This is a genomic window from Fervidobacterium gondwanense DSM 13020, assembly GCF_900143265.1.
In the GTDB taxonomy this organism is placed as follows: domain Bacteria; phylum Thermotogota; class Thermotogae; order Thermotogales; family Fervidobacteriaceae; genus Fervidobacterium; species Fervidobacterium gondwanense.
The window spans coordinates 12,636-26,425 of sequence record NZ_FRDJ01000009.1; the positions used below are offsets into that span (position 1 = coordinate 12,636).

The window sequence follows — 13,790 nt, forward strand, 5'->3', positions numbered from 1 at the left end:
GTTACAATTCATATAACGTAACATTGGGGGGAAGGATGTGTCTAAAAAAGAACTCTTTTTTGTTATTTCGTTATTTCTTATAGGAGGTTTGTTCTTTTTTCTTTCGAGACCTTTGATTGTAAGCTATGATTTAAGACTTTTGATACTCGGTTTCTTAATAATGGTTTTTGCCCAGTATGTGCAGATACCGATTGCCGGTGTGATATTTAATATGAAGGCATTCGCTGCGCTTTTTTTGCTTCTGTTTTTATCACCTGAAACCACAGCCCTTTTATCTATTGGTTCAATTCTTGTACAAAGGAAAATCAATTTAAAAAGTTTTGTACTGAGAAGCTCTTTTGAATTAGCGCAATATGGTTTAGCTACATTCCTTTTTAAGTTATCATCGACGGATTATTATAGGATACCGTTATTTTCAATATCTTATTTTTCTTTAAACTCGATTCTTACAGTAATTTATGTAAAGTCATTTGCAAAGGTCTCTGTGAAAAAGTTTTTTCGGGTTACAGCCGTTGTGTTCTTACTTGGCATTTATAGTTCGGCAATACTTACAACCGCGTACCTCTTTTTAGAATCAAAATTCACAAATTTATCTTTCACATTGCTGCTCTATGCTGGTTTTTTGATCCAGCTGTATTACACTGTGAACGCTCAGGTGTGGTATCAGGAATTACAATATGAGAAGGAACAGATATCAAGGGAAACAGAAAATCTACTTAAGATGCCCAAGATACTTGAGAGCTTTGGAACAGAGGATGTAGATACTATATTGTCAAAGCTGTTAGAAGTAACTTGCAAAATGACAGGATTTTCCGTCTCTTTAATGAGTCTTTTCGACAATAGGACTGGAAAGGTAGTAAGAATATCTAAGTATGGTATTACAGACGAGGATTTTGCTATTATAAAGCAAAAGCAACCAGACATAAAAGACACAATTCTCTTAATGCAGAGCCGGTTTGATATAGGAGGTGCTTTCTTCATACCTAAGGGAAGCTTAGCGCTTGATGAAGAATATACATTTAAACCTTTAGATTATGCCAAACTCGATGCAGAAAACGCATGGGATCCCGACGATTTATTTTTAGTTCCTATAGTATACAGTAACAGGATCATAGGTTATATAAGCTTTGATAAACCTTCCAACAAACTTAGACCAACAAAAAGAGAAGTTGAATTGGCAAAATTTTTTGCCTGGCAGATATTGCAGATACTGAAAGATAGCCATTACAGTATTCTTTTTACAAGCCCTTACGGTAAAGAGATAAGTTTATCTTCTTTGATGGAGGAAATATCAAAGGCTATAATGTCAAATAGATCATTTACTTTGGTTTACCTTGATATCGATAGTTTCGAAAAAATCAATCTGGAAAAGGGTTTTAGATTTGGAGATGAACTCATCAGACATGTACAACATACATTAGAGCAAGAGGTGAAAACATTCGGCGTTTATTCTCATCTTGGTGACGAATTTATGGTACTCCTTTGGACGAAAAGCAAGTCAGACGGAATGCTCGTTGCAGAAAAGGTTGTCGAAAGTGTTAAGGAAAGATACCCCGGTATAACGTTCACGGGAGCCATTGTAAAGTACCCAGCTGATGCAACTGACTTAAATGGTATATTGTCCAAAATCAGGACCGCACTAATTGCTGGAAAAAAATCTGGTGGAGGAAGGATAGTAAATATATGAAACGCGTTGCGATAGAATTTTCGTACGATGGGACAGATTTCTTTGGCTATCAAAGACAAAACGATGTGAGAACAGTTCAGGGCGAATTGGAAAAGGCACTCGAACGTGTTTTCAAGACTTCAATTCAAACATATGCAGCCGGTAGAACTGACACAGGGGTACATGCAAGCGGTCAAGTAGCATCGTTCGATATCCCTTCAGAAAGACTTAGTGAACTAGATATTAGAAACGCCATCAATGCAAACTTACCAAGAGATATCTATGTGAAGAAAGCTTGGTTTGTACATGAGAATTTTAACCCAAGGTACGAAGCGAAAAAGAGGATATACCACTATTTCATTTTGAATTCCAAAAGTAACGACATATTTTTAAGACGATATACTTGGTGGTTTCCATATAAATTGAATGTAGAGGCTATGCGTGAAGCTGCTACTTACTTAGTTGGAGAGCATGATTTTACAGCGTTCAGCAAGAGGGGAGAAGATGATACAAATCCTATCCGAACCATCAGTGCTTTGCGTATACTACGTTTAAAAAAAGATCTTATACTGATAAGAGTCGAAGGAATCTCGTATTTAAGAGGCATGGTTAGAAGTTTAGTGGCTAATTTAATAAAAGTAGGAACAAATCAATGGAAACCAGAACATATTCTGGAGGTGTTAGAATCGAAAGATCGATCAAAATCCGCTGGATTGGCACCTGCGCATGGATTGTTCTTATACAAAGTGTTATTTTAGCTTTCAATTTTCTCGGCATATATTTGCCAGACAGAATTTTAAATGAACAATCCAAAGAAATGATTGAAAAGTGGTACTCGCTTCCACGTGTAGGTATTAAATCAAGGAATATTTCAGTTCAAATTAGAACCTTAGTATCTACAAATCTCGTAAAATTTGGTATAGCACCGGATTATTCAATAAATTTTGAAAGTACAACTACTGAATACTTATTTGAGCAAGAAGATGCAAGTTCTACTAATGTAAAATACCTTGGGGTGCTTGAGGTAACCGAGAACGTTGATGAGATAGCACTAAATTTTGGTGAAAAATCTTACGTGCTTCCAAAAGAAATTTTTGTAGAGAATGCAAGTGCGATACTGAAATCCATTTTTAATGTTGATATTCATCGAGAGAAAGCAGAAGACTTGAAAACAATTGTTTTTATACCTAATTCTGAGATATTATATGTGTCGTCGTACGGAAAGATCCCAATAATAGTGGTTGAAGACAAGCTGAATTTTTACGAACACTATATAACTATTGATGGTAGCACTTACCGAAGTGGTGTTCTGACAACTACAAACAGCAGGCAAATTCAGGTGGAAGAAATCCCGATTCTATTATCAACTAATTTTTTGATGACAAAGTCTTATACAATATCATTGGGAACTAAAAAGTATAGTTATAATCAATCCGTTCCTGTCTTTGGCTGGAATAAAATAATCTTGTATTCAGACGGAAGCATTACCGACACGACATTGAGTTGGAGACTAAAAGTATCGAACACTCCGTTGGATTTCTTACTCAATGAAGACAGATTTTATGTACTCGATATTTCTGGAAATGTTTATTCAGTGAACTTAAAAACCAGAAAAGTCAACCATCTGGGTGGTGTTGAAGGAGCTTTCAAGTTTTCTAAACACGGAAGCGACGTATTTCTATGTAGTCAAAACTTATGCTATCATGTAAGAGAAACCTCTTTGGAGAAGGTAGATCAACACCATATCGAAGAAAGTGAAGCACATTTCTTTTATCCGAGCATAAGTAGCTTACAAAATACTGGTTTCGGCGTATTTCTTGGAAAGACTTTCTTAGGCAATGAACTAATCTTCATTTATGTTTTGAACGACAAACTAAGAATTCTTACGGATGTGGGAACATGGGAAGTATTTCTGAAAGAGTGAGACTCGATATAGCATTACTGCACAAAGGCTTCGCAGAGAGCAGGACAAAAGCACGTCAGATCATCGAGACGGGCAATGTTGTAGTAAACGGTAAAGTATGTACCGACCCGTCAAAATTAATAAAAAAAGACGACTCAATCTATCTATTGAAAGAGCTTAAATATGTTAGTCGAGCTGGATATAAACTTGAAGGATTATTTAACGAATATAACATAGAATTAAAAGACAGGATCGCGTGTGACATAGGTAGTTCAACGGGCGGATTTGTTGACTTTTTGCTCCAACATGGTGTCAAGAAAGTATATGCTGTGGATGTTAACACAAAACAATTACATCCAAAAGTAGCCACGGATCCAAGAGTATGCAAGATCGAAAAAAATGCGAGAGAACTGCACTTTGAAGATATTGGGGAAAAGGTGGACGTAGTAACTGTAGATGTGTCTTTCATCTCTGTAACCAAGTTACTTAAACCAATTAAAAGTCTTTTAAATTCGAACGGGCATGCTATAATTTTAATAAAACCACAGTTTGAAGTTGGGCACAAGCACTCTGGAGTGGTAAGGAAGAGAGAACTCCATGTAACGATCTTGGAAAATCTTCTCGATGAATTTATTCATGAAGAATTTATCCCAGATTATTTAACGTATTCAAAGATTCTTGGAGGAGATGGGAATATAGAATTCTTCCTTGTAGTCAGATATTATGGAGAAGCGTATTCTGAACCTGAAACGATTAAACAGAATATAATGAAGGTTGTTAACAACGCCTGGGAGGAACACCACAAATGATCACAGCATACGCCAGAAGAATCATAATACTTTTGATTACATTTTCATTCATTACATTATCGTTCGCCGATAACGACATATTGGACTTAGTACACAAAGATTATGACTTTGTGTTAAGAATATCTCAAGCAGGTTCCTGGTACGATGAGATCAAAAAAGTCCCTTTCTTCTCGTTTATATTTGGAAGAAAGGGTCTCGGATTTGAAGATGCATTCATGAGGATTTTGGAAGACATGCGGTACAAGACAGGTGTGTTACCATCGGTAGTGCAAGACGCTATCTCTAAAGATATTATCTTTGCTTCCAAGGGTGCAGAAATAAACTTTACCGAGATAATATCGTTCGACTTGAATTTTTACTTTGATTTCGTTAAGTCAATTGCTACAAATAGTTTCTTAGCTTTCCAAACAAACAGTCCAGCGCAATTTGTAAAGGCTTTGTCGTTCTTACTATCTGTTAGCTACAAGACTCTTGGAAATAATCAATACATACTTGGAGACTCTTTATATTGTGGATTTACTGGAAAATATTTCATAATAGCTGGAAGTAAAACCACTTTGGAGCTTGCTTTGAAGACCTCAAAAACCCAGGAAATGCAGTTATCAAAGATAACGAAAGTATTTGACCGATTAAGGTCAGGAACATTCTTTATAAGTGGATATGCAAAACCGAATGTAATCAAGTTGAATTTACCAGGTGTATCCCAGATAGATGCTGAAGATTCGGAGTATATTCTTTTCTATTCTACAGTATCCGCAGGTAGTTTTTACGCGACTTTTGAACAAAAAAACAAGAAAGAGGCAGTTAGCAAAAAGGTAACCGAAAATCTTGGGAACATTCCATTTGCTTGGAACTACTACTTGTCAACACCAGCTGGTAATACAGACGAAGTAATCAATTCTATCAACCAATGGTTTCAAGGTACATCAAGTGATATGAACAGATTTCTATATTTTGCATCGACTCTTTCAAAATCTTCAACGAACGTGCACACTGTTGGGCGCATAGATACTGGAGATTTCCTGTTTATCTTTGATAATTACACAGGCAAAAACCTTGAAACAAGTGTATCAAAAATAGGAGGTATCTATGACAGCCAAAAACAAGAATGGATCCTGAACCTTCAGGGTAATATAAAGCTTTATATTTACAGTATTTCGAACAGAGTTTTTATTGGAACTTTGGAAAGATCTAAGTACGAGCTGTACGACAAAACTCGCACGAGATTTAAAGATGTTCCGACTTATTTTGATTTTTCTAAAATTTCAGCATACGAATTTAAACTTTTTATCGATATTAGTGATATAATTAAGTCGACAATAGGGTTTAATGTACCATCCAAGTTGCTTATGTGGAAATATAACTCAGGGTATTTTAGTTATTATAAGATAGTAATATCCTAAAGCCCGAAAAAGGAGGGATACTCATATGGGTGAATACAATGAATATCTGAGTGTTTTTATCGATGAATCAAAAGAATATATTCAGCTTCTAAATGACTCGCTTCTCGAGTTAGAAAAAAATCCATCAGACATGGAACAAATCAATAGAGCTTTTCGGGCACTTCACACACTAAAGGGCATGGCCGGAACCATGGGATTTGAGAAACTTGCCAAACTGTGTCACAGAATGGAAAACTATCTTGAGGCTGTGCGTGGAGGAAAGGTAGAAATATCAAGCAATGAGCTTGATTTCTTATTCGCTGGTCTTGATATGATTGAAAAGATGATTGCAGAAATTATGAGCAGTGGCACAGACAATATAAGCGAAGATATCAACGGACTTGTTGAAATCTTCGAAAGGATAGCCAAAGGCGAAACAGTTTCTAAGGAAGTTCAAAAGGCAGAAAAGAATGTGCGTGAAGAAGAAAAAGTTATGGAGTCAAAAGATGTAGCAGATACATTCGCGCAAGAAGTAGTGAAGGACGTACTTGAAGAAGCAGCGAAGAAAAATATACCTGCATATCATATTGTTGTTACGCTTCAAGAAGGGACCCAGCTAAAATCTGCCAGAATGTACATGGTTTTCCACTCGCTGGAAGAACTTGGCGTAGAAATAATCCACTCAATTCCTTCTGTGGAGGATATAGAAAATGAGAAGTTTGACCTATCTGTTGAACTGATTGGTGTTGGTAATGTACCGCAAGAAAAAATCTATGAAAAGCTTATGAACGTCTCCGAAGTCAAGAATGTAGTTGTTAAGCCACTTAAGCAGGTGGCAGCGAAGTCTGAGCAAACTGGTAAAAAAGATGAGAGAGTAACCGAAGAACAAACAAAAGAGCAGAAAAAAGTCAAAGTAACACAGACTGTGAGGGTAGATACTGAAAAACTTGATACTCTCATGAACTTAATGGGAGAACTTGTGATAGCGCGAAGTCGAATTGCAGATATACTCAAGAAATACAATATCAAAGAAGTCGATGAATCCTTGGCACAGCTTAGCAGGATTACTTTGGACTTGCAAAACGTCGTTATGAAGGTCAGAATGGTTCCTATCGAATTTGTGTTTAACAGATTCCCAAGAATGGTAAGAGATCTGTCAAGATCGTTGAACAAAGAGATAAATTTTGTCATGGAAGGTGAAGAGACAGAACTCGACAGAACTTTCGTGGAAGTTATAGGTGATCCATTAGTACATCTCATAAGAAACGCTATAGACCATGGAATCGAAACGAAAGAAGAAAGAATAGCCCTTGGAAAACCACCGATCGGCACGGTAAAACTATCTGCTCGCCATGAAGGAAACAACGTAGTTATAGAAGTTGAAGACGATGGAAGAGGAATGAGTAGAGAAAAGATACTTAAAAAAGCTGTTGAAAGAGGATTAATAACTGAAGAAAAGGCCGCAGGAATGCCTGATGAGAAGATATTTGACTTTATATTCCTACCCGGATTCTCAACCAAGGAACAAGTGAGTGAACTTTCTGGCCGAGGAGTAGGGATGGATGTTGTAAAAAACACTGTGGATTCGCTAAATGGCTCGATCTCAATTGAGAGTAAAATAGGAAAAGGTACGAAGGTAACTATAAGATTACCTTTAACACTTGCTATCATCCAGGCGTTGCTTGTCAAAGTAAATGAATACGTCTATGCCATTCCTATATCGATAATTGACAGCACGTTAATTATAAGTTCTGAAGACATAAAAGTGGTTCAAAACGAAGAAGTTATAGTCATACGCGGTGAGGTTATACCTTTGATTAAACTGTGGCACGTGTTTGAAATGAAACACGAAGAAACACCCAAGGAAATGAACGTTGTTGTCGTAAAGTCAGGTACGAGGAAGTACGGTCTTACAGTTGATACATTAATAGGACAAGAGGATATAGTTATTAAATCACTTGGAAAGATATTCAGCGACGTCAGAATATTCAGTGGCGGTGCCACACTCGGTGATGGTAGTATCGCACTAATATTAGACGTAGCAAATATTGTTGAAAATATTTAGAAAAGAGAGGTGACAGAAATGAGCGATAAGATCATGGAATTCGAAGTGCTTGTTTTCAAAGCTCTCAATCAGGAAATGGCAATTGACGTTGAAATGGTGGAAATTGTAATAGAAAAAACAGAAATAACACCAGTACCAAGAGCAAGAAAAGTAATAGAAGGTGTGATTAACCTTAGAGGAAAGATAGTCCCGGTAATAAGCTTGCCATTGTTATTGTCGAGCAATGCAGAAAGTAACTATAAAAAGATCATAATCGTAAAAATTGAGGATGTTGAATTCGGACTAATGGTTGACGAGGTTATAGGCGTTCTTAGAACCAGTAGCAATGAACTTGAGACAAATTTAGGAAAAATGAATACATACGGCAAAAAAGCGAAAGGTCTTATAAAGAAAGATATGAGATTGATAGTTTATCTTAACCTGGAAGAAATATTAAAAGAGATTATAGGTTCGGAGGTGGCATAAGATGGCACGTGTTTTAGTTGTTGATGATGCAGCTTTCATGAGGATGATGCTCAAAGATATACTTACAAAATCAGGACATGAAGTTGTGGGAGAGGCTGCTAATGGCATCGAAGCGGTTGAGAAATACAAAGAACTAAAACCAGATGTAGTAACTATGGATATTACAATGCCCGAAATGAACGGAATCGATGCAATAAAAGAAATTAAGAAAATTGATCCGAACGCGACAGTGATAGTGTGTAGTGCTATGGGTCAACAAGCAATGGTTATAGAAGCAATACAAGCTGGTGCAAAAGATTTCATAGTTAAACCTTTCCAAGCAGCAAGGGTAATAGAAGCTGTTCAAAAAGTCTTGAAATAATATCTTTGAAATTTTGAATTCGAGGAGAGATAAGAAATCGAGAATTTAATAAGTTTCTTTATAGGACTTATTCTAATAATCTTGGTTTTGGTATTCACATATTGGTTCTTGAGAAGGAAGCTCCCCACAACTGTTGGGGGGCGTTTTGCTAAAGTACTAAGCAAAATCTACATAGACCGAACAACATACTTGGTTTTGGTAAGAATACTGAAAGAATATTACGTGATATTAGTCAGTCCAAACTACGCACAGGTACTGAAAAAACTAGACATGATAGATGAAGGAGAGATAGAAAAGTTAGAATCCGGAAAAAGTTTTGAGGATATTCTTAGTAAACTCGTTGGTGGTAAGAAATGAAAAAGTTCCTTACAATATTCTTCTTAATCCTTCTTTTTACATCGTCCTTTCCTCAGGATGAAGTTCCATTACCTGGAATAAGTATTCAAGTCAATCCCAATCAATCACCAAGAGACTTAGTCGCTACTTTGGAAATACTTTTGGTGCTAACTGTTCTTACGTTAGCACCCAGTATTTTGATGCTGTTTACTTCATTTACAAGGATAATAATTGTATTTTCTTTTGTCAGAAACGCACTCGGAACTCGTCAAGTTCCACCAAACCAGGTTCTTATTGGTTTAGCATTGATTTTAACATTTTTTATCATGCAACCTGTGTGGAACGATATAAACAATTCTGCGCTTCAACCTTATATGGACGGAAAGATAACATATCAAGAATTCTTCTCAAGGACTATGGGCATTGTAAGAACATTTATGATTAAAGAACTTGTCAACCATCACAACGAAGACAATGTTTTTGTACTTTCACGAGCTTTGAATCAAAACGTGGATAGAGTAGAGGATGCGTCTGATTCGCTATTGACTTCAGCATTCATTTTGGGTGAAATAGAAATCGGTTTCAAAATGGGAATTTTAATCTACATACCTTTCATAATCATAGACATGGTTGTAGCAAGTATTTTGCTTTCCTTAGGTATGATAATGATTCCACCGGTTTTAGTCTCTCTACCTTTCAAGATATTAGTATTTGTCCTTGCTAATGGGTGGGAATCTGTAATAGTTAGCTTGGTAAAGAGTTTTGCTGGTTAGAAAAGCGCTCGAATAAAAAGAAAAGGGGACGTATGTCCCCTTTTTGTTCTTCGTATCCACATCATCTACCTAAGACTTTCATCATAGGCATGTTAAGAGTAAAGAGTGGTTGAGGATTACTAATAACAGATATATCGTATATTATCAAGCCATTATCAGTTGATGCATAAAGGTACTTACCATCAGAACTAACACTAAAGGCATACGTCATGCCTGAAAACCTTACATCTGCGATGACGCTCTTTGAGAAAACGTCGATTATCTTGTAACCGTAACTACCACATGCTACAAAAATCTTGTCGGCATACCAAGTGATATCTCTTGCTGGCGCACTTTCAAACAGCGGGGTTGATGTCAAATTATCTTCAGAGCCACCTATAAGATTTACGCCGTTTTTATCCAAAATCCATACCCCATTGTACTCACCATCTGCCACGAACAGCCTGTCGAAATATTTATCTGAAATTATTTTTAAATCATTCCCTGGGTTATACTTTTTCAAAGTATAACCCCCGCTTTGTGACTCTGTAACTAAGTAGTACCTTGTTAGTATTGTTTTTTGTTCACTCAGGTCGGCTGATAGCCTCATACTTCCCGCGCTTCCGAGAGCAACTAAGACAGAAATAACATCTTTGCTCTTTGAAAGAGTGTCTATTACAAGTTCTATTGAATATGGTTCAACAAATTCCGTAATTCCAGAAAAGTATGGTATATCCTGATCTATTGTATTTGGAAGAGTTATAGTTTTGTCCAATGATGGTGAAATACCATGCATATACCGTGCAACTATATTGTTCGTCCCATTATTTGCAAGAACATACACATTATTGTTGGCATCTACCACAAAATCATATACTTTTGCATATGAACTTAGATCAAGAGACGTAAGAGTGGAAAAATTGAGCGTACTCATACTAAATGAATAAAGAGTTATTGTTTTATTACTTAGAACGCCTACAGTTGGATTCGATACATATGGATTAATTTTCAGTTTTGAAAAATTACCAATTATCTTATCGCGAACAACTGGATTTTTTGGTTCTCTAACATCAACGACATATAGCCCTTCACTATCAATACCATCATGAACAAATCCATCACCAATTAAAAAGATGAATTTATTATGGTACTGATGGATAACTGAACGGTAAACCTTATTCGGTTCATGAAGCTTGTAACTTCCTCCTTCTAATCTGAATGTCCACAGTCCCTTTGATTCATCAAATACAAAACAATAACCCTGTGAAAAGTAAAAATCCCTGAGGTTGCTGCTTGGCATATACTTAATCAAACGTACAGTAGAACCATCCCATACGTAGAATTTGTCCATTGTTAAAATGTACATCTTCTCATCATGAATTTTAACCTTCCTGACAGGTGTATCAAAATCAAAATTCACAGGAGTTACAACCGAGGAAGATAATATTGGAATATTTACTATTCCAACCGTATATCCTGAGCCATATGCCAAAGTATACTTTCCGTCAAAAATACCTATATCCAAAGTACTATAGTCACCAGGTATAACATTCTTGATGTCTCTGATTGTCAAATTTGGAATTGAACTCAAATCCAACTCGAATATTCCACCTAAATCTGCAGCTATGTATGCCTTGTCTGCGAACAAGACTATATCGTTTATCCTTCCTTGAGTTATGTCAATAGAGTTCTTCATCTTTAAGCTGTTAGTTGATTCTATTTGCGTTTTCAGAATGGGTAGCTTGTATGAAAATATTTTTTCGCCAAATTTATAACTGTCATATGTTGGTGAGGAGGGAACCGTTAGATTAAGAACTTCAATCTTATCATAACCAACCCCCACTACTGCATAATTCTTGTAAACCCTAATAACGGAAAGATTAGAATCAAAAGAAATTTCATTGCTATTGACTGGTTCTGATTTATCACGAGCATTAACAACAATTAATTTCTTTCCACTGATAGCATAAATGTAATCTTCAACAACATCAAAATCAGTTATCTCAGAATCATAAACAAAACTTCCAACGGTATTTAAGGAATCTAAAGTCGTTGCTTTCAAAATTGCTATCATTCCCTTTCCCGAAAAATCCCTACCCAGTGAGTATAGATATCTTTCTCTTAAGTTTGTCGTAAAAATAACCCAGTCAGTTGCTGAAGCTCTCGCAGTATCGTAAGCCGTTACAGTAGCAACGTATGTTGTACTATTTTTCAAGTTTGGAACGATAATTTCTGTTGATTTTGTGTTCTGTAGTTTAAGAATTTCTTCAGAGCTTCCGTATTCCGCAACAGCAACATCGTAAGTTAAAACATCTCCAGCATTTTCGTCCTTACCCTGGAATCTCAATATAAGGCTTGATGGTGTTATCTCATTCATGAATGGCTGTAAAATTGTAATTTTAGGAGGTGTGTTTTCTTCTTGGATGCCACCACTTCCCTGAATCTCAAATGAATATTCCGTTTGAGAAACTTCGTCAAATTCATCAGTAGCTTGCGCCACTATTCTATACACACCCTGCGTAAATCCGGTAACGCTTATTATTCCCTCGGCAACATTACCGACTTCTTTGCCATCTTTGTACAACTTCACATTTTTGAATTTAATTTGGTCACCATCTGGTTCAACAATAGATATAGAAATCTCTGTATCACTTTTTTTCTTTATTTCAATTACAGGCTTTTGATTTTGAATTTTTATTGGAACTTCCAGTGTAGCACTTCTTCCTGACGCAGCCACAGTCATTGTCAAAACATGTTGATTAATGAAAAATTCCTTTGTAAGGTTCAACTTAGCGTTGTAATTCTTAAGTGTTATAAAATTAGTTGTTGTAGCACTTTCAAGAGAAATCCCGTCAAGTTTATATGAGTACGCATAAGTTCCTTGCGTTTTCATATTTACTGTTATTTGTTTTGAACGAACTACCTCGATTGGAGTCGTAAACTCAGTATACGTTCTACCATCATAACTAATACTGGCAAATTCTGGTTTTGGTGAATACGTACAGGATGCTAATAATAAGACAAATAGAAAGAGAAGAATTTTCAAAAGCTTAGAATCTCTCATAGATATCCCCCCGATTTTACAGTGTTTGAAAAATTATATTGTTTTGTTATAATTTAATCGTGTTGATCTAACTGTTTCAGCAAGGAGGTTATGCTATGACTTTAGAAGTCTTCTTAGATGTTGTCAAGCATGGTATACAACTCTTGTTAACTTTAATCACACCTCCATTGCTTATAAGCCTTATTGTTGGAATCCTTATAAGCATTTTTCAAGCTGCTACACAAATCCATGAACAGACATTAACCTTTGCTCCAAGGATACTTGTTGTGTTCTTAACGTTGATGTTTCTCTTTGGTTGGATGATCGAGAGTATGCTTGATTTTTTCAGAGACATAATAGAAAAGTATATGTCAATGATTTAAACTCTTGGTTCTCAGTTCAAAATGCTCTACGATTCTCCTATGGATTTCGTTAATATCATCATTACCATCTATTATAACAAAATTCTTATTGTTTTTTGCTAACTTCAAGTATGTTTCTCTGACGATTTCGAAAAACTTTGCCCCTTCTTTTTCAATGCGGTCCTTTTGGTTTTTTTCAAGTCTTTGAATAGCAATTTCAACAGGAATATCGATGAAGAAGATTAAATTTGGATATACGTTGTCTGTTGCAAAGTCGTTGAGCCGCTGGACAATTTCAACACCAAGCCCTCTTGCTCCGCCTTGGTAAGCCACACTTGAGTCAGCAAATCTATCTGCTATGACTATTTCTCCTCTCTTCAGAGCTGGTTTTATAACTTCTTCAACAAGCTGTGCTCTTGAAGCTAAGAAGAGTAAAAGCTCGCTCCTTGAATTCATGTCTTCATTTATAAGAATTTCCCGTATTTTTTCACCTAACTTTGTGCCACCCGGTTCTCGAACAGTAGTATACTTAAATCCCCTCTTCTTAATATACTCGGCAAAAAGTTGTATTTGTGTGCTCTTTCCACAAGCATCAATGCCTTCGAAAGCAATAAACATTGGCATTCCTCCTTCTGTTAAGCAAGTT

At 36.2% G+C, this 13,790-nt stretch carries 13 protein-coding genes; 11 read left to right on the forward strand and 2 right to left on the reverse strand.

The annotated features are described in order from the left end of the window. Positions 1-37 precede the first annotated feature (37 nt). The 10 genes from BUA11_RS07620 to fliP all read left to right on the forward strand — a co-directional run bounded on the left by BUA11_RS07620 (position 38) and on the right by fliP (position 9,760). A complete protein-coding gene (locus tag BUA11_RS07620) occupies positions 38-1,687 on the forward strand; it encodes a sensor domain-containing diguanylate cyclase (RefSeq protein WP_072760153.1) in 1,650 nt (549 codons plus the stop codon). Next, the gene (truA, locus tag BUA11_RS07625; RefSeq protein WP_072760155.1) at positions 1,684-2,424 is read left to right on the forward strand and encodes a tRNA pseudouridine(38-40) synthase TruA; all 741 of its coding nucleotides are present in this window, start codon (positions 1,684-1,686) and stop codon (positions 2,422-2,424) included. Before BUA11_RS07620 ends, truA begins: the two co-directional genes overlap by 4 nt. Continuing rightward, on the forward strand, positions 2,319-3,590 hold the full coding sequence (locus BUA11_RS07630; RefSeq protein ID WP_143145306.1) for a hypothetical protein: 1,272 nt from the start codon (positions 2,319-2,321) through the stop codon (positions 3,588-3,590). Before truA ends, BUA11_RS07630 begins: the two co-directional genes overlap by 106 nt. Beyond that, a complete protein-coding gene (locus tag BUA11_RS07635) occupies positions 3,566-4,378 on the forward strand; it encodes a TlyA family RNA methyltransferase (protein WP_084634410.1) in 813 nt (270 codons plus the stop codon). The genes BUA11_RS07630 and BUA11_RS07635 overlap by 25 nt, the downstream gene beginning before the upstream one ends. Further along, positions 4,375-5,781: a hypothetical protein gene (locus BUA11_RS07640; protein WP_072760158.1), complete on the forward strand. Its 1,407-nt coding sequence runs from the start codon at positions 4,375-4,377 to the stop codon at positions 5,779-5,781. The genes BUA11_RS07635 and BUA11_RS07640 overlap by 4 nt, the downstream gene beginning before the upstream one ends. A gap of 25 nt (positions 5,782-5,806) precedes the next feature. Next, positions 5,807-7,825: a chemotaxis protein CheA gene (locus tag BUA11_RS07645; protein WP_072760160.1), complete on the forward strand. Its 2,019-nt coding sequence runs from the start codon at positions 5,807-5,809 to the stop codon at positions 7,823-7,825. 18 nt (positions 7,826-7,843) lie between these two features. Next, complete coding sequence (locus BUA11_RS07650) at positions 7,844-8,290, forward strand: chemotaxis protein CheW (protein WP_072760162.1); 447 nt, start codon at positions 7,844-7,846, stop codon at positions 8,288-8,290. A 1-nt stretch (position 8,291) separates the two neighbouring features. Further along, on the forward strand, positions 8,292-8,651 hold the full coding sequence (cheY, locus tag BUA11_RS07655) for a chemotaxis protein CheY (protein ID WP_072760164.1): 360 nt from the start codon (positions 8,292-8,294) through the stop codon (positions 8,649-8,651). 108 nt (positions 8,652-8,759) lie between these two features. Next, entirely contained in the window at positions 8,760-9,008 is a 249-nt protein-coding gene (locus BUA11_RS07660; protein WP_245789629.1) for a flagellar biosynthetic protein FliO, read from the forward strand. Continuing rightward, positions 9,005-9,760 carry a flagellar type III secretion system pore protein FliP gene (gene fliP / locus BUA11_RS07665; RefSeq protein ID WP_072760166.1) on the forward strand — a complete coding sequence of 252 codons (756 nt, stop codon included), beginning with the start codon at positions 9,005-9,007 and terminating at the stop codon, positions 9,758-9,760. Before BUA11_RS07660 ends, fliP begins: the two co-directional genes overlap by 4 nt. Positions 9,761-9,821: 61 nt before the next feature. Here fliP and BUA11_RS07670 read toward each other — a convergent pair whose 3' ends face one another. After that, positions 9,822-12,803: a fibronectin type III domain-containing protein gene (locus BUA11_RS07670; protein WP_072760168.1), complete on the reverse strand. Its 2,982-nt coding sequence runs from the start codon at positions 12,801-12,803 to the stop codon at positions 9,822-9,824. A gap of 95 nt (positions 12,804-12,898) precedes the next feature. Here BUA11_RS07670 and fliQ point away from each other — a divergent pair, with 95 nt between their 5' ends. After that, positions 12,899-13,165 carry a flagellar biosynthesis protein FliQ gene (gene fliQ / locus BUA11_RS07675; protein WP_072760170.1) on the forward strand — a complete coding sequence of 89 codons (267 nt, stop codon included), beginning with the start codon at positions 12,899-12,901 and terminating at the stop codon, positions 13,163-13,165. Here the strand turns inward: fliQ and tmk are convergent. Then, a complete protein-coding gene (tmk, locus tag BUA11_RS07680; protein WP_072760172.1) occupies positions 13,154-13,762 on the reverse strand; it encodes a dTMP kinase in 609 nt (202 codons plus the stop codon). The two genes, fliQ and tmk, sit on opposite strands and share 12 nt — an antisense overlap. Between the last annotated feature and the right edge of the window lie 28 nt (positions 13,763-13,790).

What these genes read in the sequence shown, in the direction of transcription:
- BUA11_RS07645 (WP_072760160.1), top strand. Translation starts at nt 5,807, where the DNA reads ATGGGTGAATACAATGAATATCTGAGTGTTTTTATCGATGAATCAAAA.
- tmk (WP_072760172.1), bottom strand. Translation starts at nt 13,762, where the DNA reads ATGTTTATTGCTTTCGAAGGCATTGATGCTTGTGGAAAGAGCACACAA.
- fliQ (WP_072760170.1), top strand. Translation starts at nt 12,899, where the DNA reads ATGACTTTAGAAGTCTTCTTAGATGTTGTCAAGCATGGTATACAACTC.
- BUA11_RS07635 (WP_084634410.1), top strand. Translation starts at nt 3,566, where the DNA reads ATGGGAAGTATTTCTGAAAGAGTGAGACTCGATATAGCATTACTGCAC.
- fliP (WP_072760166.1), top strand. Translation starts at nt 9,005, where the DNA reads ATGAAAAAGTTCCTTACAATATTCTTCTTAATCCTTCTTTTTACATCG.
- BUA11_RS07630 (WP_143145306.1), top strand. Translation starts at nt 2,319, where the DNA reads ATGGAAACCAGAACATATTCTGGAGGTGTTAGAATCGAAAGATCGATC.
- BUA11_RS07650 (WP_072760162.1), top strand. Translation starts at nt 7,844, where the DNA reads ATGAGCGATAAGATCATGGAATTCGAAGTGCTTGTTTTCAAAGCTCTC.
- BUA11_RS07640 (WP_072760158.1), top strand. Translation starts at nt 4,375, where the DNA reads ATGATCACAGCATACGCCAGAAGAATCATAATACTTTTGATTACATTT.
- truA (WP_072760155.1), top strand. Translation starts at nt 1,684, where the DNA reads ATGAAACGCGTTGCGATAGAATTTTCGTACGATGGGACAGATTTCTTT.
- BUA11_RS07670 (WP_072760168.1), bottom strand. Translation starts at nt 12,803, where the DNA reads ATGAGAGATTCTAAGCTTTTGAAAATTCTTCTCTTTCTATTTGTCTTA.
- cheY (WP_072760164.1), top strand. Translation starts at nt 8,292, where the DNA reads ATGGCACGTGTTTTAGTTGTTGATGATGCAGCTTTCATGAGGATGATG.